This window comes from Ruegeria sp. YTSA072, assembly GCF_059610285.1.
Map to the genome: position 1 here is coordinate 37,280 of NZ_JBXWNI010000014.1, position 24,513 is coordinate 61,792.

At 52.3% G+C, this 24,513-nt stretch carries 17 protein-coding genes and 1 pseudogene; 11 read left to right on the plus strand and 7 right to left on the minus strand.

Going from position 1 to position 24,513, the window contains the following annotated elements:
* Positions 1–47 precede the first annotated feature (47 nt).
* Complete coding sequence (locus tag AC2FIB_RS18905) at positions 48–1,751, minus strand: alkaline phosphatase family protein (protein WP_496842604.1); 1,704 nt, start codon at positions 1,749–1,751, stop codon at positions 48–50.
* Between the two features lie 270 nt (positions 1,752–2,021).
* On the opposite strand from AC2FIB_RS18905, the gene AC2FIB_RS18910 reads away from it, so the two are divergent.
* Genes AC2FIB_RS18910 through AC2FIB_RS18920 form a run of 3 tightly spaced genes read left to right on the plus strand, consistent with a single transcriptional unit; the run spans position 2,022 to position 6,838 of the window.
* On the plus strand, positions 2,022–3,017 hold the full coding sequence (locus tag AC2FIB_RS18910; protein ID WP_496737072.1) for an HlyD family secretion protein: 996 nt from the start codon (positions 2,022–2,024) through the stop codon (positions 3,015–3,017).
* Positions 3,014–5,713, plus strand: a complete 2,700-nt coding sequence (rbbA, locus tag AC2FIB_RS18915) for a ribosome-associated ATPase/putative transporter RbbA (RefSeq protein WP_496842605.1) — start codon at positions 3,014–3,016, stop codon at positions 5,711–5,713. Before AC2FIB_RS18910 ends, rbbA begins: the two co-directional genes overlap by 4 nt.
* On the plus strand, positions 5,714–6,838 hold the full coding sequence (locus AC2FIB_RS18920; protein ID WP_496737070.1) for an ABC transporter permease: 1,125 nt from the start codon (positions 5,714–5,716) through the stop codon (positions 6,836–6,838).
* Between the two features lie 388 nt (positions 6,839–7,226).
* Here AC2FIB_RS18920 and AC2FIB_RS18925 read toward each other — a convergent pair whose 3' ends face one another.
* The 4 genes and pseudogenes from AC2FIB_RS18925 to AC2FIB_RS18940 all read right to left on the minus strand — a co-directional run bounded on the left by AC2FIB_RS18925 (position 7,227) and on the right by AC2FIB_RS18940 (position 10,248).
* On the minus strand, positions 7,227–7,646 hold the full coding sequence (locus tag AC2FIB_RS18925) for an SDR family NAD(P)-dependent oxidoreductase (RefSeq protein ID WP_496739627.1): 420 nt from the start codon (positions 7,644–7,646) through the stop codon (positions 7,227–7,229).
* A 70-nt stretch (positions 7,647–7,716) separates the two neighbouring features.
* A pseudogene (locus AC2FIB_RS18930) lies at positions 7,717–8,064 on the minus strand (SDR family oxidoreductase); the annotation flags it as partial.
* Positions 8,065–8,854: 790 nt separating this feature from the next.
* Positions 8,855–9,274 (minus strand): DoxX family protein, encoded by a 420-nt coding sequence (locus AC2FIB_RS18935; protein ID WP_496842606.1) that lies wholly within the window; start codon positions 9,272–9,274, stop codon positions 8,855–8,857.
* Complete coding sequence (locus AC2FIB_RS18940; RefSeq protein ID WP_496842607.1) at positions 9,223–10,248, minus strand: AraC family transcriptional regulator; 1,026 nt, start codon at positions 10,246–10,248, stop codon at positions 9,223–9,225. The genes AC2FIB_RS18935 and AC2FIB_RS18940 overlap by 52 nt, the downstream gene beginning before the upstream one ends.
* Before the next feature lie 180 nt (positions 10,249–10,428).
* Here AC2FIB_RS18940 and AC2FIB_RS18945 point away from each other — a divergent pair, with 180 nt between their 5' ends.
* From AC2FIB_RS18945 to AC2FIB_RS18975, 7 genes are all read left to right on the plus strand, one after another.
* Positions 10,429–11,790: a metal-dependent hydrolase family protein gene (locus tag AC2FIB_RS18945; protein ID WP_496842608.1), complete on the plus strand. Its 1,362-nt coding sequence runs from the start codon at positions 10,429–10,431 to the stop codon at positions 11,788–11,790.
* Between the two features lie 63 nt (positions 11,791–11,853).
* Positions 11,854–13,245, plus strand: a complete 1,392-nt coding sequence (locus tag AC2FIB_RS18950; RefSeq protein WP_496842609.1) for a metal-dependent hydrolase family protein — start codon at positions 11,854–11,856, stop codon at positions 13,243–13,245.
* Positions 13,246–13,316: 71 nt separating this feature from the next.
* On the plus strand, positions 13,317–13,718 hold the full coding sequence (locus AC2FIB_RS18955) for a hypothetical protein (RefSeq protein ID WP_299640498.1): 402 nt from the start codon (positions 13,317–13,319) through the stop codon (positions 13,716–13,718).
* Positions 13,719–13,945: 227 nt separating this feature from the next.
* Entirely contained in the window at positions 13,946–15,004 is a 1,059-nt protein-coding gene (locus tag AC2FIB_RS18960) for a carbohydrate porin (protein WP_496737061.1), read from the plus strand.
* Positions 15,005–15,154: 150 nt separating this feature from the next.
* The gene (locus tag AC2FIB_RS18965; protein WP_496737059.1) at positions 15,155–16,477 is read left to right on the plus strand and encodes a mechanosensitive ion channel family protein; all 1,323 of its coding nucleotides are present in this window, start codon (positions 15,155–15,157) and stop codon (positions 16,475–16,477) included.
* Positions 16,474–18,087: a mechanosensitive ion channel family protein gene (locus AC2FIB_RS18970; protein ID WP_496737057.1), complete on the plus strand. Its 1,614-nt coding sequence runs from the start codon at positions 16,474–16,476 to the stop codon at positions 18,085–18,087. The genes AC2FIB_RS18965 and AC2FIB_RS18970 overlap by 4 nt, the downstream gene beginning before the upstream one ends.
* Before the next feature lie 124 nt (positions 18,088–18,211).
* Complete coding sequence (locus tag AC2FIB_RS18975; protein ID WP_496737056.1) at positions 18,212–18,712, plus strand: hypothetical protein; 501 nt, start codon at positions 18,212–18,214, stop codon at positions 18,710–18,712.
* An 11-nt stretch (positions 18,713–18,723) separates the two neighbouring features.
* On the opposite strand, the gene AC2FIB_RS18980 is transcribed toward AC2FIB_RS18975, so the two are convergent.
* Together AC2FIB_RS18980 and AC2FIB_RS18985 are read right to left on the minus strand one after the other, a co-directional pair.
* Complete coding sequence (locus AC2FIB_RS18980; protein ID WP_496842610.1) at positions 18,724–21,468, minus strand: AsmA family protein; 2,745 nt, start codon at positions 21,466–21,468, stop codon at positions 18,724–18,726.
* A 112-nt stretch (positions 21,469–21,580) separates the two neighbouring features.
* Positions 21,581–23,206 carry a L,D-transpeptidase family protein gene (locus AC2FIB_RS18985; protein ID WP_496737052.1) on the minus strand — a complete coding sequence of 542 codons (1,626 nt, stop codon included), beginning with the start codon at positions 23,204–23,206 and terminating at the stop codon, positions 21,581–21,583.
* 228 nt (positions 23,207–23,434) lie between these two features.
* Here AC2FIB_RS18985 and AC2FIB_RS18990 point away from each other — a divergent pair, with 228 nt between their 5' ends.
* Positions 23,435–24,130 carry an alpha/beta fold hydrolase gene (locus AC2FIB_RS18990; protein ID WP_496737050.1) on the plus strand — a complete coding sequence of 232 codons (696 nt, stop codon included), beginning with the start codon at positions 23,435–23,437 and terminating at the stop codon, positions 24,128–24,130.
* Positions 24,131–24,513 lie beyond the last annotated feature (383 nt).

Genomic DNA, 24,513 nt, shown 5'->3' on the forward strand with positions numbered 1-24,513 from the left:
GTCTGGTCTAACTTGCTTCAATATCAGGCCTCGCGCTTCACAGCGCTCTAATCCAAGACTTCGTGTAGTATCTCACCGCTCGCACCATTAGGACGTGCCGTGCTTAACAATGCAGACAGTGTGGATGCGAGAGCAGTCGTGCAAACCCGGCGTGCGACCCGTTGCGGTTTTAAGTTCGAGCCAGCAAAGACAATCGGCACATGTGTGTCACCGCGCCACGGCGACCCGTGGGTGGATGTAACGGACAGACCATCGAAGTCTGCGATGAACCAGCCGGGCTTGAAGACTACGTATATGTTCCCGGATCGGGTCGGATGATAGTTGTTGCGGATCAGGCGCATGATGTCGGTATCGGGCAGGAGGTTTGCTTCGATAGCCGTACTGGGGACGGCGAATGCCACATCGGGAAAGGATAGAAGCTCTTCTGCAATAGCTGACTCCAGCGTGGGTAAATCAATATCACGGCGAGCCAATACTTCGGGGGCGATATTGAGATAGGGGTGATTATAACCCTCAAGCAATTTCCCGGTGATCCCAAACCGCTCCTTAAGCCTGGCTATCTGTTCCGTCGGGTCCCATGTGTCCGGAGCAACAAGGCCAGTTTGGATGCCAACACTCTCCAAATAGCCCGGCGCATCGGTGGTGCCGTGGTCCGCCGATAGAACGATCAAAACGTTTTCCAGCCCAACCCGTTCGTCGATAAACGCGAAGAGATTCATGAGAGTCTGATCGAGGCGGTATATCGTGTCCTCGGCTTCAAGACTGGAGGGGCCAAACACATGGTTGACGTAATCCACGGACGAGAAGCTAATCGCCAGATAATCCGTTACCGCGTCTTGCCCGATATCCTCGGCATCAATCAATCGTTTGGCAAATTGCGCCGTCAGATCGTCGCCAGCGGGACTAAGCGTTAAAAAGGTCGTAAAGTAGGGATTTTCTAGTGGGTCAAACCCATTTTGCGTCGAAGAGTAGCGATGAGGAAAGGTTATGCCGAACCCGGCGACATCCGTCTCCCATGGTTGGTTGTCACGGTCGCCAAAGAGATAGGTTTCCTTTGGGTGCATCAATTCCCAAGAGGTTCCTTCAAATGAGGCACTCGGCGATGCGTCATTCCAGACAGAAACCCAATCAGGGTATTTGTCGTAATAATACGAGTTTGTGACAAAACGATTTGCGGCTTTCGAGAACCAGAAGGCTTTGCCGCTTTGTCCCGCCATTGTAATAGCCCCACGGTCTTTGATTGAAACTCCAAAGACCTTGGCCGCACCAGCAGTGGAAGCGTTTAATTCGTCCGAAAGCGTTGTAACAAGCATAGCGCGTGGTGACCGCCCATCTGTGCCAGCTGCCGCCTGTGTTGGGTCAATTTCAATATCGTCATTGACGCCAGCGCCATCTCCAAGAAGCGGAGCGGTGCTGTCTTCAACGTTGTAAACAACGCGGTCCAAGGTTCTGTCGAACCATATGTTTCCGATCATCCCGTGCACTGCCGGTGTTGCCCCGGTCGCCAAGGTGGCGTGCCCGACAACAGTCTCTGTATTGGCATGGCAATGATGGGCGTCCAGATAGTGTACACCGTTTTCTAGTAAATACTTAAGGCCACCCTCCCCAAGATTCTCAAAGTAGCGTGTCGGCAGATCGCCCCGAAACGCGTCAACGGTCAGCTGCAAAACGAGACGAGGAGGTTCTTGTGCGTACGCAGGAGCGACTGCAACCAACCACAAAGACAAACAAGCTCTCAGTGTTTTGGTCATAGTGTTTCCTTTCGCTGTATTGCGCAGCAGGTTGGCGGCGACCGCAATTGCGCGCTAGAACAACCCGTTTCAATACCAAACTGATAACAAAAACGCTTCAAGTCTACTTCTTCCGACCTACCGCGAAAGAGCCTGCAACACCCAAACCGGTGTTCATACAAACAATTGCTTGGAACTGTGGTGGCCGGATCGGTTTTGATCCAAAACAAGGCTGTGAGTCTTTTGAGACACTAAACTCTGCGCCAGAAACCCTGTTTCAGGTGAAACGCTATGACCAAAAACCTATCGGTTTTTCTTATTTTGGCTGGTTTAGTAATTGCTGGTGCGTTGCTGTATGTCGTTGTTGCCGAGGATGGCGATGAATTGCCGGTCGGATTTGTGCAAGGAAACGGGCGGGTTGAAGCGGAACAGGTCAAAATAGCACCAACTAATGCAGGTCGGGTTGCGAAGGTAACGGCAACAGAGGGCAGTATGGTTGCAGCCGGTCAAATCCTGGCCGAAATGGACATAGACGAGCTATCTGCCGCCCTGGACCGGGCTAGAGCAGAAGTAGCCTTGGCCAATCAGACAAGGGCCGAAGCAGAAGCGCTCGTTGTGCAACGCGAAAGCGAACAGCGCAGGGCCGAGCAAGAGCTTGATCGTGCCACGGCGTTGCTGGCAGGACAAAACATCTCCAAAACTATTTTTGAAGATCGCGATACCACTCATAAGGTTGCTACAGCAGTATTGGGCGCCGCCAAAGCCCGAGTTGCAACCGCGGAAAGCCGTATTGCTGCCGCTGAGGCAGAAGTGCGCAGGATTGACGCACAGATTGAAGACAGCGCTCTAGTGGCACCTTTGCCCGGACGCGTGCTTTACCGGCTTGCAGAACCCGGAGAGGTCGTTGGCGCGGGCGAACCAATCCTGACTATTCTTGGCCTTGAGAATGTTTACATGGAAGTCTTTCTTCCGGCGCGTGAAGCCGGACTTTTGCCCATTGGAGCTGAGGCTCGCATCGTGCTCGACGCTTTGCCGGAATATGCGATACCTGCATACGTGAGCTTTGTTTCTCCCGAGGCACAATTCACCCCCAAACAGGTCGAGACCCTGGATGAGCGAGAGCAACTGGTTTTTCGCGTTCGCGTCCGTATCCCAATAGACTTGGTTGAAAGTCGGATTGAGCACGTCAAAACCGGTCTGCGCGGTGTCGCGGTGATCCGGCTGAACCCAGCCGCTGCTTGGCCTGAGGCGCTTGAACAACGCATCCCAGAAGAGCTGTTCGAATGAGAGTAGAGGATGACGCCTGCGATATTCACATTTCAGGTGTTACGCACCGCTATCGCAAGCATGTTGCATTGGATTCTGTTTCGTTGGAACTGCCAGGCGGCCAGCTTGTTGGCTTTATCGGGCCGGATGGGGTGGGAAAGTCTACACTGCTTGGTTTGATCACCGGCGCAAAGAAACTGCAATCCGGCAATATCGACGTTTTAGGCGGCCCGATTGGCGAATCTGGCCATCGACACAGAATTTGCCCAGCCATCGCTTTCATGCCGCAAGGGCTGGGTCGAAACCTGTATCCGGAGCTATCTGTACGCGAGAACCTCGAGTTCTTCTCAGGTCTCTTTGCTCAAGGGCATTCAGAGCGGGATGACCGTATCGCAGTGCTATTGGCTGCGACAGGGCTTGCGCAGTTTGAAGACCGTCTGATGGGCAAACTCTCGGGCGGGATGAAGCAAAAACTAGGTCTTTGCTGTGCGTTAATCCATGACCCCAAACTTTTGGTTTTGGATGAGCCAACGACCGGGGTCGACCCGTTGTCGCGTCGGCAGTTCTGGGCTTTGATTGATGCAATCCGAGCAAAAAGCCCTGAACTGTCGGTATTGGTTTCAACGGCGTACATGGAAGAAGCCGAGGGTTTTGACCGGATTGTCGCGATGGACGCGGGTCAAGTCATCTTTCATGGGAAGCCCGCCGAATTGAAAGGGAGTGATGTCGACCTCGAAATTGCATATCGGCGTCTGAGAGCACGGGAGTTGCCTGTCGAACCGGCGGGGAAAAACAAAACGAATGGGAAGATCGAAGCAAGCCCAGTGATAGTTGCGCGTGGACTGACACGACGCTTTGGTGATTTCACGGCCGTAGACAACGTCGACTTCACAATCAATCGCGGAGAGATATTCGGGTTTCTAGGATCAAACGGTTGCGGTAAATCCACGACAATGAAGATGCTGACTGGCTTGTTACCTTCCAGCTCAGGTGAAGCACTGCTGTTTGGCAACCCTGTCGATGCATATGACCGAAAAATGAGGCGTGAAATAGGCTACATGAGCCAGGCCTTTTCCTTGTATGGCGAGTTGTCGGTCCATCAGAACCTACAATTGCACGCGCGGATATTTGCAATTGCCGACCGTGAACAACGTGTTTCGGAACTTACTGAGCGCTTTGGGCTCGAGGAGCACCGGCATACGTTGGCGACGGCACTGCCCCTAGGGATCAAACAGCGACTGTCGCTAGCCGTAGCTGTGATCCACCGTCCGCGGGTACTAATACTCGACGAACCAACATCCGGTGTGGATCCAGAGGCGCGCGATTCCTTCTGGGACTTGCTGATTGAGCTCTCGCGAAACGAGTCGGTTACAATCTTTGTGTCCACTCATTTCATGGGTGAGGCGGAACGCTGTGATCGCGTTTCTTTTACGCATTCTGGTAGAGTTCTAGCCGAAGGTACTCCGGCTGACCTGATCGCTGTTGAAGGGGTGGAAAACCTTGAAGACGCCTTCATTTCGATATTGGCAGCAGCAGAAAAACCAGTCTCTGTTGTCGCGCCAGAGGTGGGTTTTGGGACCAAATCCCACGCCCGGGGAGGAGCGTTTTCTCGTGTATTGGCTTATGCGCGGCGCGAAACCGTTGAAGTAGCTCGCGACCCGGTGCGTCTGGCTTTCGCGTTTCTGGGTTCTGCTATTCTAATGTTAGTTTTTTGCTTTGGAATTACGCTGGATATAGATGAACTTGAATTCGCGGTACTTGACCTTTCTCAGGGGCCGGAGAGTCGTGCTTATTCGGCTGAATTCGCCGGATCGTCCTACTTTAAAGCCACATCGCCGCTGCAAAGCGCCAGCGAAGGGCGCGACCGTCTAGTGGCAGGTGAGGTCTCTCTGGTTGTTGAGTTGCCACCTGACTTTGACCGAAAGATGAGTACGGGTGAACCGACCCAGATACTTGCAACTGTAGACGGCGCTATCCCATTTAAGGGTGAGACGGTTGAAGGTTATGTTTCCGGATTGCACCAATCATTTCTCGCGGAATATGCCCTCAACAATGGCATAAGCCAGATAGATATCGCCAGGATCGAACCTCGGTTTCGCTACAATCAGAGCTTTGAAAGCATCGCCGCGATGGCTCCGGCAATGCCTGCTATCTTACTGATTATGTTGCCAGCTGTTTTGACTGCCGTAAGCGTAGCAAGGGAACGAGAGCTGGGGTCAGTTGTCAATTTCTACGTGACACCAACCACGCGGCTTGAATTTCTAGTCGGCAAACAAATTCCGTACATTTTGATCGCCTACGCAAATTTTCTGCTTTTGGCCGGAATGACCGTTCTTCTTTTCGGGGTGCCGTTAAAAGGAAATCCTTTCCCTTTGGCTGTTGGTGCCCTTCTTTACGTTTGGGCAACGACATCCTACGGGCTGTTGATCGCTACAATGACATCCAGTCAGGTGGCCGCAACATTTGCAACTGCTATCGCCTCAGTTGTCCCAACAATCCAGTTCTCAGGTCTGTTGCAACCTGTTTCAACGCTAGAAGGAGGCGCACAAGTGGTGGGCTCTCTTTGGCCTTCCTCATATTTCCTACACCTGAACGTTGGTGCCTTCACTAAAGGTTTGGGTTGGGAGGCCCTTGCGCCAGACATTCTGGCCCTCGCCTGCTTCGGACCAGTTCTGACACTGATCGCAGCCCTATGTCTTCGAGCGCAGGAGAAGTGAATGCAGCGCTTCTACTGCATATTCTGGCTAGGCTTGAAGGAAGTGATGAGCCTGCGCCGTGATTGGGTGATGATGGCATTGTTGGTTTGGTCTTTTACGCTGGCCCCGATCATGGAAGCAACGGGAGTGGCAAGCTCTGTAAACAACGCCTCGATAGCGTTTGCGGATGAAGACGACTCGCCACTTTCTCGAGCACTTGCCACAGCGTTTTTCCCACCAGAGTTCCAACCGGTCGTCCAAATCGAACCCGGAAAAGGACCTGCGTACATGGATGCTGGGCGCTTTATTTTCGTTGTGGCTGTGCCCCCCGGATTCGAAAAGGATCTGCGCGCAAGGCGCAGTCCGGAGATTCAAGTTCTTATTGACGCAACCGCAATGGAACAGGCCGGTATTGGCGCAAACTACATCGCCAGTATCTTGAGCGCTGAAATACATCGCTATGCAATTGGTATCGATCTAGTAGATGCTCCCTCAATCAGTGTCATTCTAAGAAGCGCCTTCAACCCAAATAGAGATACGGTACGTTTTGCTGGTATCGTTGCTTTGATTGGCCAGATCATGTGGCTCACAACTATTTTGACCGGAGCGGCAATGATTAGAGAGCGAGAGCACGGGACCATTGAGCATCTCCTTGCCATGCCTCTTGCTCCATTTGACATTGCCATTGCCAAAATTTGGGCGAATGCAGCAGTGGTTTTGGTCGCCGCTGGTCTTTCACTAACCTTTGTGATGCAGGGTTCTTTGGGCATCAATATCGCTGGATCCAAGATGTTGTTTTTGGTTGGTACGGCGTTGTTTCTTTTTACTGCGACGGCGCTTGGGGTGTTTCTGGCAACCATTGCACGCTCTATGGCGCAGTTCGCGCTTCTGGTCATGTTGATTGTGCTGCCAATGCTAATGCTGTCAGGTGGAGAGACCCCAATTGAAGGTCAGCCAGCGTGGTTGCAGGCAGGTACTTTGGTTTTGCCGTCACGCCACTACATGTCAGCAAGTCAGGCTATTGTTTTCAAAGGCGCTGGTATTGAGACTGTCTGGCCGGAATTCGTTTGGATGACGTTGTTGGGAATTGCTTTGTTACTAATGAGCCTACGGCTTTTTCGGCGTTCTCTTGCGCAGATCAGCTAGCAATCCAACTTTTTGGCTGTGACAGATTGGAGAGCTAGCTTCAATATCTCTAGTCATATTGGCATTATGAGGGCCGACGGCTGAATTGCGATGCAATCGAGGTTTTGAAAGGCCATAGTCGCAAACTCAAAGGTTTGCACTGAAAGTGTCGAAACCTTCTGAATCAAATGGGCAAGTCCAAGGCGTTCAAGCGACAAAAATCTCCGCCCGTTTCTAAACCGAATTATATTTTGCGCCACAACTGGTACACACAATAGAATTGGACCGGCCAGATGAGACTGTTAATGAGGTTCAATTATGGTGACAGGCGACAGGCCGCCGGCAACCAGTAAAGCTGCCGGTAATCTTCAATCGTCAACTTATCATGATTTTTGGACTATGGCGATGATCAGCCAGACTTCGCCATGAAGTCCGCGAACGCTTCCTTATAGTCTGGATGCCATCTGCTGAGAGGTGGGCGATTTTCAATGATGTCTCCCAAGCTCCAAGCAATGCGTTTCTCATCAGTATCGCGTGAAACGTCATTGTCGGGGCAGAGGATGTAGAAATCCCCGCGGTTCACGCTTTCAACAAAGAAGTCGACCGTCTGCTCAGCGGTCCAGGCAGAGGCAGGCTTCTCGGGCGCGGAGATCATGCCGGTATAGACGAACCCAGGGACCAGAAGATGCGCGGAAATCCGATGATCTGGACCCGTTCTGAGCTCGTGGGACAGTGCCTCGGTAAAGGCTTTGAGAGCCGCCTTTGAGACATTGTAAGCCGGGTTGCCTGGCGGTGTCGTGATGCCTTGTTTGGACCCTGTATTGATGATTGCGCCTGGTCTGCCGGGCGATCATGTTTGGCGCGAAGACCTGGGTGCCGTGGATCGGACCCCATAGGTTTACACCCAGCATATTGTCCCAAGCCGCGGCGTCGCCAACTGTCGATGAATTGCCTCCGACACCGGCATTGTTCATCAGAATATCTGTCCCTCCGTAGCGGTCTGCCACCATCCGCTCCAACGCCTCTAACTGCGCACGATCTCTGACGTCTGTCTCAGACGTCATTACATCGGCCGCGCCAGCGGCAGACACTATGTTTGCCGCGGCCGCCAGTTTCTCGGTGTCTCGATCAACAACAACAATGCGCATTCCCATTTGCGCGAACTTCACTGCGGCGGCGAGGCCAATGCCGGAAGCACCCCCGGTAATCACGGCCACAGAGTCTGAGGTAAATGCGGGGTGTGTCATCGGCTAAGCTCCTCCTAAGCCCGTGTTGGTTCGAAAGGTCCGGAAAATCCAGACCGGCCTGGTGATATTAGGCGGCGTCGGCAACGTTAGTCTTCAGCTTCATAATACCTTCCATACCGTAGGCGGTGAATAGCCCCGCGGTTGTCTTTTCCGTTTGTACGCTCATCGGATTGAAAGGGTTTGCGATGCCTCTCTTGTCCACTTCACTTTGGAATTTTTACTGTCTTGGTTTGGTATGGGTAGAGTTTTGCCAATTAAAATGCACGTTTGATTGAGATTTGGCGTGTTTAACTTGATAGAGTCGCGCTACGACAATCGACGATTGAGCGCGTGTTGCGATCCGCGCAAACCTTTGGGAAAATCGTGCAAAGTTATGAGCAAATGCCGCGCAAAATTATGGGCGACGACACCCAGATTTTCTGAATAAAATCAATGATAGGAATGCAGCGTTATGCGCGTCCCTACAGATTTTGTAGGGGCGCGCATAACACTTCGCGCACCCCATAAGTTTGCGTAGTTTGCCCATAGTTTTGCGCTGCGCGATTGTCTGCCCTAGCGGTGAATTCAATCAGTTTTTTGGCGTAGTCGATACGGTTATGGTCCTTTGCGTTGCTCAATCCCGCAAAGGGCCTCCCTAAGGAACCTTGGGTTCCTTGCGGCCTTTTTGCTTGGATTCTCGCGAAGGTCTCCGACGCGCAGAAAGCGGACTTTGCAAAGTCGAGAATAAAGGTCCGTTATGGACGTTCCATCGCTGTCCTGGGATTTCCTGGTATCGGTCGGGTGGCCGTTGTTACAGTATGTTTAGAAGCTTCGAATACCCAGCGTTCAAAACAAGAGCCGCAAGTGTCCCTGTTATCGTCGCCGGTATACCCTGCTTCCAGGTATCGAACACTAGATGGCAGAATATCGCTCCGACAGATGTGCAGAGCAACGCAAGTGCGCCTAGCGGCCCGATCCACGACGATTGAAACCAGATGGCAATTGCCCCGAAAAGTTCCCCGCATCCGACGATGAACATGATCTGCCTGTTGAGGCCGTAGCTTTCGAACATGCCCAACTGGATTTCAAAGACCTTCTTTTGCCACCCAAAAATCTTAATGGATGAAGCAAAGAGAAAAAATGCAGATAGAAGACCGATGGCGATGTTCAGGAGCAATGCTAGTCCTTCCGGTTTGATTTCTTGTAGGCTGCTGGAGATACGCCCGTCCATTTACGAAATGCTCTGGAGAAGGCGGTTGGGTCGGCATAGCCAAGCCTTTGCGCTGTCTCGCCGACGGATTTATTGTCTTTTGCCAGCAGGCGTTCGGCTTCTTCCTGCTTAATGCGCGCGATCACTTGGGACGCCGTTTGACCGTAAGGTTCCAATCGGTTGTTCAGTGTTTCCTGATGAAATCCGCAAAGGTCCGCAAGCTCATCCACACCAAATCCTGAATCCGCAAGATGGACCCTGATCAGGCCTTCCAGTCCCGCAAGGAAATCCTGCGGGGCGGCCAGGTCCTCATCCATCACCCTGTAGTCTGGTGGGTTTTCCAGTGCCTCTGCTCGTAGTCTGTAACTTAACCAGCTGGAGGGAAACCTGATCGAAAAACCTTGAGGATTGCACTTGATTGCCCGAACGCCGTGAAAATGACTGGGCAGCGCATCCGGGTCATTGACGCGAAGAATGACTTGGTTGGGGTCCCACCTGAAATCCAGGACACGGTGCAACAGGGATATCCATATACTTGTCAGAAACGCATCGGTTTGGCTGGGAGAAACCGAAATTTGGAAGTTCCTTTTGGCACTGAAATATGCGTGCTCTCCTTCGACAAAGAGGGATTGCGTAACGGCATTGGATTCCTTGGAAACCGCTTGTGTGAACCTGGTAAAAAAGTCTCCCAATGTAAGGGCTTCTGCCAGCATATCGCCGAGCGGGAGAAATTTGACAAGATCGACGGATTGCCCGACCCGTGCGCAAAAATCCGGTGAAGTGGCTTCTGCCACGGCCTGATAGATCTGGTAGACGGTATCGTGGCGCAGGAAATTCTTCGGGTCCATTACCTGCGCTTCGTTCAACCCCAGAGGATCAAGAACAAACGCGGGTTCGACCCCCACGCTGCGAAGCGCTGCGACAACCGGGCCCGCAACTGAAGCCCTGACGAGTGGCAGCGACTGATCCGTGTTATTACCAAGTCTTCTTGTCATCTCTTCTCCAGAAATTCGCAATATTCCCGAGTGTAGGAAATTCCCACAATAAAATTATTAAACCTTGCAGTTTCCCAAAACTATTTTTCTCGAACCGGTAATCTGTCAGGCATCAAGTTATTCGAATTCTATAATGACTCCTAGTTGCGCCTTTTGCGATTCTTGAAGATAGGAGCCCTAATGAACGGATGCCTGATGCGCATACTTGTGCCCGCAATACTGGCTGCGAGCCATCTGTTTCCAACTCATGCCGCTTCACAGGAAGAAAGTTTCCCGATCCTTTTCACAAATGTTCATGTCTTTGACGGGGTGAACGAGGCGCGGATCGAGAACGCAAATGTTTTGGTCGTCGATAACCTGATCGCCGAGGTCTCGACTGAGCCGCTTGCCGTCGCCAATGCGCAAATCATCGACGGTGGTGGGCGCACACTGATGCCAGGTCTGATTGACGCCCATGTTCACATGGCAATCACAGAGCCGATTGCAGACCTAAGGGACAATTTCGACTGGATGTACTGGGGCGCCGTTTCCACCATCGAGGCGGAAAAGATGCTGTTGCGCGGCTTCACCTCCGTACGCGATGCGGGTGGGCCAGCGATGGGGCTTCAGAAAGCCATCGACCGTGGCAAGGCCGTTGGCCCCCGTATTTATCCGTCCGGCCCGGTGATCTCACAGACGTCAGGACATGGCGAGCACAGGCACTACACCGAACCGCACCCCAACTTCGAAGGGGCATCGCCGTCCTTCTTCAACCAGCACCTAGAGTTTCTTGCGGACGGTGTCCCGGAAGTGCTGCGCGCAACGCGGGAATCGTTGCGTCTGGGCGCATCCCAAATCAAGGTCATGGCCGGAGGTGGCGTATCCTCCAGCGTCGACCCGCTCCACACTGTTCAATACTTGCCAGAAGAACTGGAAGCCGCGGTTAAAGCTGCTGCCGATTATGACACCTATGTCTTGGTGCATGTCTACAATGACGAGAGCATTCTGCGGTCCATTGAGGCAGGCGTGCTGAGCATCGACCATGCGCAATTGATGACCGAAGTCTCAGCGCAAGCGATCAAGGACGCGGATGTTTGGGTCGTGCCGTACTACTCGCTTCTGGGGCTGGACGAGAAAACCGTTGTAAAAGTGCTCGGCCCTCTTGCCGTGCCCAAGTTCCTTGAGGTTCAGGCCGGAGCCAGAAACCAGATGAAACTACTGAAAGAGTTCGGCATCGAAAAGGTCGCCTTTTCCACCGACATTATCGGGGACCCTGCGGCGCTCACCAAACAGAACGATGAATTCAAGTACCGCCTCGAGGAATGGTCGTCCTACGAAGTGCTGGTGCAGGCGACTTCGAAGGCCGGTGAGTTGTTGGCCTTGTCGGGCAAACTCAATCCCTATCCCGAGGGTCCGTTGGGCGTGATTGCCGAAGGTGCCTATGCCGACATTCTGCTGGTCGACGGAAACCCGGTCGAGGATGCCCTGATCATGACGGACTACGAGAACAACTTCGATCTGATCATGAAAGATGGCGTGATCTACAAGAACACACTCGACTGAGTGTCGCGTGGGGTGAACTTACCTCGGCACCCCGCGCACTAAATTTAAAGGGAGAAGAAAGACATGAGTATTTCAACAAAGACAGCCGCTGCCGCGAGCCTGATCGCTATCACGGCCACTGCCGTGTTTGCACAGGATACCCAGCCGCAAACCCTGTTCACTAACGTCAATGTCTTTGACGGTGTGAACGAGGCGCGGATCGAGAACGCCAGCGTTCTGATCGAAGGCAACTTGATCAAAGAAGTGTCCACCGATGCCATCGACGCGACGGGCGCGACGGTTGTGGATGGAGGTGGTCGCACATTGATGCCCGGGCTGATCGACAGCCACGTCCACCTGAACCTGACCGGTCTTTTCACAAGCTTTGGCGGCGCGGAGTATGCGAATTGGGACGGCGTCGGCGCGATGGCGGTCGCGAACGCGCGTGATTACCTTATGGATGGTTACACAACGGTTCGCGATGCCTGTGGCCAAGGCGATGCGATGAAAAAGCTGATCGATCAGGATATCCTTGTCGGGCCACGGATTTACCCGAGCGGTGCGTGCATCGGTCCACAATCTGGTCACACGGACTGGCGCAGCCCTCGTGCCCGGGCTGAAGGTGGCCCCGTCGCACAGGTGGAAGAACTCAATCTCGCGGTCGTTGCAGACGGCGTAGACGAAATCAGAACGGCCGCGCGCCGGAACCTCAGCTACGGGGCCACGCAAATCAAGCTAACCGTCGGAGGCGGTGTTTCCTCGGAATTAGACCCGCTTTGGTCTGTGGGATACGGCGTGGAAGAGATCAGGGCGGCCGTAGAGGTCGCAGCCTTTTTTGATACTTACGCCTTTACGCATGCATACACGGACGAAACTGTCCAAATGGCACTGGATGCGGGCGTCAAAGTCATTGAGCACGGCCAGATGGTCACAGAAGAAACCGTGAAGCGCATGGCTGATGAAGGAATATTCTGGTCCCTCAACACCGCCGGGTTCTCACCGATCCTGTTTGAGCACCCGAACTTTGCACCGGGTACGCCAGCAGGCATCAAGCTTGCGGTTGCACATGACCAAAGCAAGGATCTCATCGCGCTTGTCAAGAAATACAAACCCAAGGTCGTGCACAACGTTGATACAGTACTGTCAACGCTCGATCAGGGCCGTGCCCATCGCGATTTCGAAAAGTACCAGTTTGCCGATTGGTTCGGCAATCATGCGATGCTGGTCTCCGCTACGTCGACCGCGGGCGAACTGGCGCAGCTGACTGGCCAACGTAATCCATATCCAGAGCAGTTGGGGGTGATCCAAGAAGGAGCCTACGCCGATATCCTGATCGTCGATGGCAACCCGCTGGAAGATCTTTCTGTCTTGGGGGCCCAACCGAAATGGTTTGACGCGGAACCGCGTGAAGAAGGTTTCGACACCATCCGTGTCATCATGAAGGACGGCAAATTCTACAAGAATACGCTGAAATAAAGGAAAGTGGGGTGGTCTATCTTTGATAACCCCACACTTCAGCCAAGAAACCTTCCCTGAAAGGAAAGACTGTGAAACATCTCAGCCTTGGCGTCTTTATGGCGATCTGTGGTTCAATTGCCGCTGCTGAAGACGCCGAAAGCATGCGTACGTTTTTGTTCATTGGCACGTCCAATAGCACCGCTTGGGAAATGCAGATCGCCAATCCGGGGGATCGCGCAGCCTCGGTGAAAGGCGGGATCGAAGCGCTCGGCGGAGAGCTTTTGAGCTATTACTGGGGGCTTGGAAACGGGAAGAACTACATCACCGTTTCACTGCCAGACGATCCAAGCTTTATCCAGGCCTTCTATGTCAGCCGCCTCGGCGACGGCTTGTTGGATGACTACCAGATGATCGAATTGATGAGCAGCGCCGACATGGCTGTGGCGCTGGAACGTGTTCCCGAAATCAAAGCAGTGGATGACGTAAAGTGATTGGAGGTTTGTCGCACCAGAGGTCGTATCTTCCACCACGACCGACCCTTGCCGCCGCGTTATTGAGCGCCTTTGCACTTTTTAGTAGTGCTGCTGATGCCCAGGAAAATGCTGCTCAGGCGAAACTGGAGGCCGCAGCCCAGGTTTCGTTGGGCGGCCCGGGATCAGCCAGTGCGCAACAGGAGCAAGATAGGCTGCGCAGACTTGAAGACTCTCGATGGCCCGGTTTGGACCGTGCCATTGATCCAACCGAAACCGCTTTGGGTCGATTTAGGGAAAACACCGGATTGGCGCTCAGCTTTGATTACCAAGCGCTATACCAACGCAGTTCTCACAGTCTGACCGGGCAGGACGAATCTGCATCCGGTCAGCTCAGGATGATTGGGACGTGGGAATTGGCAAACCGGGGTGGTGAAAACCCGGGTAGCCTTGTCTTTATTCTGGAGAACCGACACCGGTTGGGCCAGTCCATTGCACCCTCAGCACTGCCTGCGCAAATTGGATATCAAGGGGCAACCGCGGTCACGTTTGGGGACACAAACACGACCTTGTCGGTAGCTTACTGGCAACAAGCCTTCGCAAACGGACGCGGAGGAGTGGTGGCGGGTCGGATCGATCCGGGCGACTACTCCGACATTCTTGGGTACGTGAACCCAAGAACGACCTTTTCGAACTATTCAATCCTGTTTAGCCCTGTACTGCCAATCCCAGATCCAGGCTTTGGCGTCACGGTCGGCGGCTATCTGACGGATCAGATTTACGCGTTAGGGGTGGTCAGCGACGCCAATGGGTCTCTCACAGACATTGAGTGGTTTTCCGGGGGTAGCGAATTTTACAAATACGCCGAGATCGGCTGGACGCCCGAAAAATCAAAACGATTTCTAACAAACGTTCATCTGGGGATGTTTCACACGGATGCGCGCCAACAAGTTGGCGTACCGGAAACATATGGAGCCACACTTTCTGCCAACCATACATTCGACAACCAACTGATGATCTTCGGACGGCTGGGATGGTCCAATGGCGGCGGTGCGTTGGCCAGGCGTGCAGTCAACGCAGGCTTGATGTGGCGACCTGGCACCTATGATGATCTCCTTGGCATAGCGGCCACTGTTGCCGACCTGACGACACCAGGATTGCCCAATCAAACGACACTTGAAGCTTTCTACCGTTTGGACTTGGCCGACAATCTGGCACTGACGGCAGACGTGCAATACCTGAAAAATCCCGGATCAAACTCGAACGACCCGCTGGTCTTGGGACTGAGACTGAGGGTCAATCTTTGATGAATGCCGGGTAGCAGTTTCCGTTCGGGCTTCATTTTGGCCGGAACGGGCGGGGGCGGCAAGTGAGTGGGTCGCCCCCAACTATTTTGATGGCAGACCTTTTCGGTCTCCTTATGATCTCTTCAGTCTTTATGTGGGAGCTTTAGTGTCATGACGCGATACATCTACGGTTTGGTTATTTTGCTCTTTGCTGCGGCGGTTTCGACGTCAAACGCTGTTCCAGCGTACGCACAGAACGCGGCGAGTGAACAGGAACCTGCCGAGGTTCAGCAAGAAGATCTCTTATCTCAGGTTGCCGACAAATCAATTTCTGCCGGTGACCTGGAGATACTGCTTGTTCCGCTGACGACTGATGAGCTTTCAGAAATTGCTGTTGCCTGGCAAGACCATGTTCGCAACCAACTTGAAGAAATTGCCCGTATCAATCTTAGCCTTCAGGACGGAAACGAAGAGCAAGAAGATGACCTGAGATCACAGCTTTCTTTGATAAACGACACTGGCACTGTAATTTTGGATAATTACACTCTGGTCTTGGACGAATGGGCTCTAAAGGGTGCCGCAGAAGAAGACCTGAAGCCGCATACAGATTATCTCTTGGCGCTCAAAACTGGCGTTCTCAAAACAACGGATTTTCAGACGCTATTTAATAACGCTCTCCAATGGTTGGTTTCATGGGAGGGAGGTGCTGGTCTTCTATTGGCTGGGCTGGGTGTTTTGGCAGCTGTTTGGGTTATGATGTTTGTCGCCAAAGTGGTGCGTCGTTTTTCTGAGCGCGGCCTTGAAAAGATACCTACAATTTCGCGGATGCTTAAGAAATTCATTGCGACCGCAGTGTTTTGGGCGGTCTTTATTCTCGGCATTCTGGTTGTGCTTGCCTTGTTCGGTGTGAACGTCACTCCTTTGTTTGCAATATTTGGTGGTTTGTCTTTCATTCTTGGCTTTGCGCTTCAGGAAACGCTAGGCAATCTCGCCAGCGGTCTGATGATCATGGTTTTGAAGCCATTCGATACCGGAGACTATATTCAGGTTGGCGGGTCATCTGGTTTTGTTGACGAGATGTCGGTCGTTTCGACAAAAATCCGAACCTTCGACAACCAGATCATCATTGTGCCGAATAGTAAGATCTGGGGTGACGTAATCACAAATGTCAGCGCATCTGACGAGCGTCGCGTCGATTTGGTTTTTGGGATCGCGTATTCAGACAACGCTGCTCACGCAATCGATGTTCTGAAGGAATTGGTCGCAAGACATGAACTATGCCTGAAGTCGCCTGATCCAGAAATATTTGTTGGTGAACTTGGCGACAATTCAGTCAATATCTTTTGTCGACCGTGGTCCAAGTCTGACGACTATTGGACTGTCTATTGGGACCTCACAGGACAAGCCAAGGAGCGGTTTGACCAAGAGGGAATATCAATACCGTTCCCGCAGCGCGATGTTCACCTGATCCCAGTGGAAGGAGTAAAGACATGAGAGCATTAGTAATATTGATGATGTCCTTTCTGCTTCTTTGCAGTGTAGCCTCGGCTCAGTCAGAAGAAGTTTTGCTGCCACAGCAGGAGCGAGAAGATCCCGAATTCATAGCACCGGTCATTGTCGACGGGGATGAGCTTTTTGTCGTCCGCGGATCCAGCGCATTGCCCGCAACGGACAGGGCCGCAAAGATTGAAGAAAGAATTGCTCAAGTTGCTGATAGATCAGAGAGCAAAACGGTCGACATCCAAATCTCCCGGGCTGAATTTGGACAACTCGTACGCGTCGACGGCCATATGGTCACTATTACCACTCAGGCTGATGCCGACCACGAACAGATGGACATTGAAGTTCTGGCCGGGCTGCAAGCAGAGGCCATCGAAAATGCCATTTTAAAGTACCGGGAAGCGCGATCCAGCGAAGGCCGCGTTGACAGCGCCTTGGCCGCTGTTGCTTGGACGGCGTTGTTTGCACTGGTGTCATACTTCTTCTTTGCCAAACGGAAGAAGTTTCTGGGCTACGTCAGAAACAACTTGGAAAAGAGAGCGGAAAGCGTCGAGGAAGCTACAAAGTCAATCCTACGAAGCAGGGCAATCGCGTCTATCATCGTTTATTCAATTCATGCTTTGATGTGGGTGCTGTTTCTGTTTTTTCTCTATTACTACCTGTCCTTGGTTTTGCTGTCTTTCGCGGAAACCCAGGCCATCGCTCAAGTTCTTCTAAAGTACGTTAGTGAGCCATTGATAAATGTTGTGCTGGCTGTCGTTGGGTACATCCCAAACCTGATCATGCTGGTGATTATTGCAGCCTTATGTCGATTTGCGATCCGCGGCCTCGATCTGTTCTTTGACAACCTGGAGAACGGTGCATTCGAAATCAAAGATTTCGAGGCGCACTGGATCGCGCCAACGAACATGCTGTTCAGGGCTTTGATCATCGTGATCGCACTGGTGTTCGCCTACCCATACATTCCGGGCTCAGGTTCCCGGGCGTTTCAAGGCCTGACAATTCTTGCCGGTATCATGGTCTCGTTGGGATCTAACACAGTTGTATCGAACATGATGGCAGGTCTGTTTGTCATCTATCGGCGCAGCACGAATGTTGGTGATCGAATAATGGTTGGCGACAAGATAGGGGACGTAACCGAAATCAAGCTTATGGAAACACTTATCAAATCCATCAAAAACGAAATGATCAGTATTCCAAACGCTCAGTTGTTGAACTCAGAGGTCGTGAATTATTCGCGCAAAGTCGATGGTCGAGGCCTTCTCGTGCACACGACGGTCGGGATCGGGTACGAGGAGCCGCCAAAAAAAATCACGGCAATGTTGATAGAGGCGGCTCATCGCACACAGAGTTTGAAGAAAAACCCGGAGCCCTTTGTACTTTGGACACAGTTGGCTGACTATGCCATCAATTACGAAATTAACGCATACACATCTCGAGGATCGAGTTTGCCTAAGATTCTGTCTGATCTACACCAAAACATCGTGGAAGTGTTCAACGAGAACGGTACGCAAATTATGACACCGTCCTACATGGCCGACCCGCCAAGTCCTAAGATTCCCACTGAGGAATGGGATGGAAAGCTTGCTCATATAGCGAAGTAAAAGAATACCAAGTCCACTCTGGGTCCATTTAACCCGGCCCTTGCAGGTTGTAGGATTAGTTTGATTGATCCAGAGCAATGGGTAGGATTAATGCAATAGTTTTCAGAACGTTTTGGGGTTCCAGATGATCAATTGGGCATTTACCGCAATAGTAACGCTTCTCGCGAGTGGCGCTCTTGCCGCTGGTATGGAGCAGTGGGGTGAGTCCGGCGACTGGAAAATTTTGATCGACCCCGAGAAAGGAAATGGCTGCCTCGCGTGGAAGCCTTTCGAAGACGACATGACAGTTGAAATTGGCGTCGCACCCAATCAGGCTGGCGGTTTCTTCGCCGCTTACAATCCGACCTGGGTTCAGATTGAGGACGGATCAACCGGTATCGTGAAATTCGATTTTGGTGACGCAAAGTTTGAAGGCGAAGCCGTAGGTGTATTTAAAAATGGCGTCCCCGGGGGGTATGCCTTTTTCGATAATCCCGCGTTTGTGACCGAATTCGGAAAGCGCCAAAGCGTCACGATAATTGGTGAAAGTGGAACCGAAGTAGAGCTTGATCTGAGTGGGTCCTCAAAAGCCATCGAGGCCGTTTTGGCATGTCAGGCAGAACAGCCTGAACCACTCAAGAACTAGGTCGTGACGGACTATTGAAGCTGATTCATGTCTGGCACGCACGGTTGCCTGTCTGCTGGCATCGCATCAGCACCTTCCGGAGCTTTGTTTCTGGATCCACCCACATCCAACTTGAACTTCGGTGACGAAAGTTGGCCAGTCACATCAAACGGCCACGCGCTACGTGATAGCGGTTGGCCAACTCGACGAGGTTCTGCCCTGATCGCAATAGTATCTTTGACCCAATCCACTTGGCCCTTGGCCACCAATTGAACAGAACCCGTTTCAACCACGATGGAGTCTGAGCTTACCCGGCCGGCTTCGATGTTAATTGGTGCCACAACGCATGTTATGTCCGTGTAACCTTGACGGAGTTCCTCTGAGAACAGCCAAGGGAAAATACCAAGGCCTGCCAACTCCAGAAGGCTGGTGCTGACATAGCCTTGTGACATCGACAAAGAAGCATTGCCGCGCATGGAATTCACAAACGCTTTGCCAGACGCGGTACTGCCCGAAACGTTAAATTCACCACTCAAACGTCCATAGGCATCTATCCCGATACCCAGTTCATCGAGAATCTCTCCGAATTCCCATCCTGAAGTTGACCCCGACAAGGAGAGCCAATCAGGTGAGTCAATCAGATTCATCACTGCCCTTAGGCTGAAGTTTCCACCGCCATATGCCATCTGGAGCGGGCCAAAATCTACGATCGCTTCTTTTGCAGACAATTGGCTGGAAACAGAAGTTACGCCTTGTTGGCCAACAATCTCCTTAAAGTCGATCTGTACCTGAACGTCAGCCTCTCTCAGTACGCGCTGCACATCCAGAAGATCGGCTGGCTTTCCTTTCTCCTTTGGTAAAACCAGGGGCTGTACGTTGGTTTCCTTCGGTAGAACCAAGGGCTGTACGTCGGTTTCAGGATCTTTTGAAGCGTCGCCTACCAAGCTTTTAAGCTGGTCCAGCGTAGCGGTCAGGTTTTTTAGATCGTTTAAATCGAGCCTTTTACTCGCAACGTTTCCGCGAATTACAGAAGCGCCCTCGGGAAATTTTGCATCCAAAGCGGCCAGAAGGTGTGACGAACCGGCTTCAAACTCGATTGAGGCAGTGAAGTCCTCGCCCTGCTTCGACGTCACTGCATCGACGGCAAGTGCGCCAATCTCGACAGGTTGCAATTTAAGCGCAGTCAGAAAACTAGCTCCGTCGCTGACATCCAGTTCCACGTTAAAATCAAGGCCTGACAGCCCTTTCAATTCGCTGACCGATAGCGCGAGGTCAAGCGCCCAAATATCTGTGCCATAGGTGGTTGCATTAAACCTGTTGAGCGAAACAGGCCCTCCTTCATTGGACAAGCTGAAGTCGGCATTTATGCCACCGAGCTGATCGACAAAATCTTCGTCCATATTTGGCAAAATCAACTTGGCCGGCCCGTTGAGTGTGCCATCGAAGGTCACGTCCTGAAGCTGAAGCAGGTCGAGAATTTCGCCGTCGGCCTTCAGAATTGGGTCCTCGACGGGTCCAGCCTGTAAGGCGATGCCCAGCATCGCAAGCCGACCATCGGGCATGCGGCGAATGCGTTCAATAGAGGCTGGCCCGATTACGTCCAGGCCTTGGTCAAATGCGTTAGTTTGGAACAGAAGTTTCTCGAACTCGAAAGACGCAAGTGAGCCCACCATGTGCATTTCAAAGGCTGTAAACTTCAGCTCCTGGAAACTCTTTGCTGCGTTCGGCGGCTGCCCCTCAGGATAAAGCCGCGCGTCGAATAACAGATCAACGCCCCGAGCTGTGTAGAAGTCTTCTATCGACCCTTCAGCAGTAAGTTGCTGTCCGTCCTCAAGGTTTACGGTGGTCGTAAAGGTCTCGATTTTCAGAGCATCCTGAGAAACAAGCTCTGCTTGCAACTGGCCATTCCCTTCCAGAACTCGCTCCAGCCCAATGACTTCAAGAAAGTCACCGAACTCACCAGTGTCCATCTGCAAGGTGGCACGATAGCCGCCTCCATCGCTTTCCGAAAATGGTTCGCCGTCGTAGCTTACCGTCATTTCGCCAAAATTGGCACGCGTCGTAAACGGTGCACTATGAGGATAGTCACCCTCAATTTCGAAACTTTGACCGTTGACGGAGCCTGTCCCTGAGACCTTTGTTCTTTGCCCTTTGTCTACCTGTTCCAGAGCTAGAGACTGGAGTTCAAACACGAACGAAAAGCCAGAGGTTTGATCATCAATATTCAACCCAATGGATGTGAAAGTTACATTCTTGTCGCTCAGGAATGAGAGAATCCCGCTACCTTCTGGGTCGCCCTCATTGGACCCGCCTGTCTCAGCTATAGCCTCTTGATTGCCCTCTTCCGTGGCGTTTTCGGGTTCAGGTTTTGGCGTCGGTCGGCCTTTTCGCCAACTTGTAGTGCCGTCAGCAGCTGTAAGGAAATTCGCCTGGAGACCGTCAACGACGAGGTTGTCAAAGTGCAGACGACGATTGGCCAAAGCGGCAACATCCAATTCCAGTTCCAGAAGGTTCAATTCTGCAAGAGATGTTTCCGGCATTGATTGGCTCGGGATAACCACACCACCGACGTAAATGTGGGTGATGCGTCCAAGCGCGACACTTACATCGTCGTTGACCACAATCGGTTGTCCGATTTGTTCAGAAAGGACTTTTTCGACCAGGTCACGTCGCATCTCCGAGAATAGCGGCGCAGCAAGTAGCAACCAAACAAATGCGATTGTTGCAAACACAAGTGATACGACAATCCCAATTGTTCTAAACAGCCAAGTCCTCATGCATCCCCCTGTCGTCGCCTACGCCGTTTTGTCTATCTTCAATTCGGCGTTCGCCAATCTGCTGGACTAGATGGGCACATAATTCGATTCGCGCGCGCCGCGCATTTCGTGCTCATCGGTCCAAAGCCGCCAGGATACGAGCATCCCGTTCGTATGGGTCCTCGCGGAAATGAACGACCCCGTCTTCGACCCACGCTGTCCAATATGTCAAAAGAACTGGCATTGGCTCAGGTAGATCAACGCGCGTTGTCTTTCCGCTATCCAAAATGGACTGCATCTTCTGCCGGCTCCAATCTGGCTCTCCCTCCATCAGAAGGCTCGCGAACTCGAACGGATACTCAAGGCGAACGCAGCCGGAACTGAGATTTCTCTCGTTTCGGTCAAAAAGGGTTTTGTCGTTTGTGTCGTGCAAGTATACAGCGTATTTGTTTGGAAACATGAACTTAACCAAACCCAGCGCATTGTCTGGGCCCGGTTGCTGAACCAGGGTCACGCCGGGGTTCTTCGCCCCCCAGTTTACAGCGTTTGCGGGGATTGTCTGGCCATCCTTGTTCCGAACGACATAGTTGTTGCGTGTCAGATAGGTAGGATCCTTGCGGATGCGCGAAAGTTTGTCTTTACGAAAAATCGAGGCGGGAACGGTCCAGGTGGGATTGAATTCCATATACTTGATTTCGTCTCGGAACACTGGGGTCTTTCGATAGGCTGACCCTGTGATTGATCTAGTGGTCCAAAGCGTGCCATCCGATGTGACCAAATATGTGCGGGCTCCTGCAATGTTCACCAGCACGAATTCGTCGTCGACTTCCCGCATAAGCCAGCGGCCACGTTCCAAGCTGAGACGCAGCTTGTTAATTCGATCTTCCACCGGTTTGTTTAGCGATGCGAACGTCTTACCGCCAATGACCCCATCGGCTTCTAATCCATGCCGACTCTGAAAAGATTTGACTAATTTCACCAAGTTATCGTCGTAAACCCAAGCTGTGTTTATGCCGTTTTCACCATCTTCAGAAGAACCGCTTGTTTCAACGAAGCCTTCTGCCGCCAGCCTTTCGCGCAGCTTAGCGACAGCAGGGTCCACCATCTCTGGTTTAAGAACGGTTTCATCCGGAACATTGGTCCAACCGCCCTGTAAAGCAATGGCCCTATACTTACTCAGTGCTTCGACAAGCATCGTATACTGCGCATTGTCGATATCGATGCGTTCGATTAACGCGCTAAAACCTTCACCTTGAAGAAACTGATTCAGGGCAACGGCTGGGTCTTGTTGAATTACCGGTTTTGAGAAGTTCCAATCATCGTCCAGTGCATTTGGGTCGACTTTCCCAAACACCAAATGATGAACCAGTTTCACCGCAGCGTCCGTTGCCAGAATATCGAACAATGCTTGATTAGAAATATCGCCAGTTTGGGCGGCCTTAAATGCGGCTTGAAGCTCCGCTAAGTCAAAATCTTCCGGTCTGAAGCCCTGTTCTATAGCACTATCCAACTCATCAAAGAGTTCGTCTGCCAATTCATCGCGTGTCCACGCAGGAGTGAAGCCCCTCTCTTCGTAGAAACGCGGCACTAGGATTTCAGCATCCAAGCTCTTTCTGTCAGGTAGCGTGCTACTCACGTCCAACTTGGCACCGAGTAGAGAAGCAATCTGCTCTGATATCTCGTTTGCGACACTTGGGTTGGGGAATATTGTTACCAATGCAGTTAGCGAAATCGCGACTAACGACTTAACGTGACCCACCAATACCTCCTGCGGCTTCGCGCTATATGCTGTCTCTATGTGGAAGGATACTCATACATAATGTATAATCAAATCGTAATTTATGATTTTAGTGTGGCCATTTGATTGGAGGGTTCGAGAGCTGTGTGTATATGCAGGGGATTGACGCTGAACGTCCAAACGATCCTGTGGACGAGGCGGCCCTGTTGAATCTACTGTCATTGCAGTATCGACAGAGTTGGGCGGGTTATGGCGACATTTGTATTGGTCCACGGAGCGTGGCAAGGGGGATGGTGCTGGGCTCGCGTAGCCGCCCTTCTGCGCAGGGACGGCCACGACGTTTTCACCCCGACACTGACAGGATTGGGTGAACGTGCTCACCTCGTGAGTGACGAAACCGATCTGGCCATGCATATCGAAGATGTCCTAGGGGTAATCAAGTGCGAAGAACTCTCTGACATTGTTTTGTGCGGTCATAGCTATGGCGGCATGGTTGTCACCGGAGTGGCGGATAGAGCGCCCGGCCACCTTCGCTCACTTGTGTACCTCGATGCGCTCGTACCGGGCGATGGGCAGGCGGCCTTGGATGTTTTGCCTGCGGATATCGCGGCAGGGCTTCGTGATAGTGCCGCCGATGGTAAAGTCGCGCCGGGCCCAGCGGAGGCTTTTTCGGTGAATGGAGCAGACTGTGCGTGGGTGGACCGCCGAAATGTTGCGCAACCACTCAAGACATTTGAGCAACCGATGCAACTGGTGAGCGGCGGAGCCGAGGTGGTAAAGCGGACCTACATCTATGCCACCGGCTGGGTCCCAGGGCTTGGCCAACCGTTTTTTGAGCGATACCAGCATCAGTCGGGGTGGACAGCGATTTCGGTGCCATTCGGGCACTACGTGATGATCGATAGGCCTGACGACTTGGCCCGAATGCTAATGTCCGCGATTTGAATTTGGCCGCCGGATCCTGCACGAGCGCGCGGACAGCGAAATCGCCCGCGTAGGAATAGTTATTGCTTCCATCCAGATTGTCCTACTTCAACCAGCGCTTCGGGCGAGATACGCCGCAGCGCCGCAAGTGAATCCGTGTCTCGACTGATCAGTTGGCATTGATCTCAAACCGAAGCTTGAGCTTCAATGGCAGGCAACCGATCTCGGCGCCACCATTTTCGGATGCCCGATAATGAGTATGCGGTACTTGCTAGGAAAATAAGATCAGCTCAGACAAGGCGCTCGACGTTGTCTTGGCCAACTAGTCTCTCACAATTGCCTTAGAACTGTTTCCCACTGACTAGGGTTGGGTTTTTCCGGCCAGAGTGCACTCTTGATTGTGG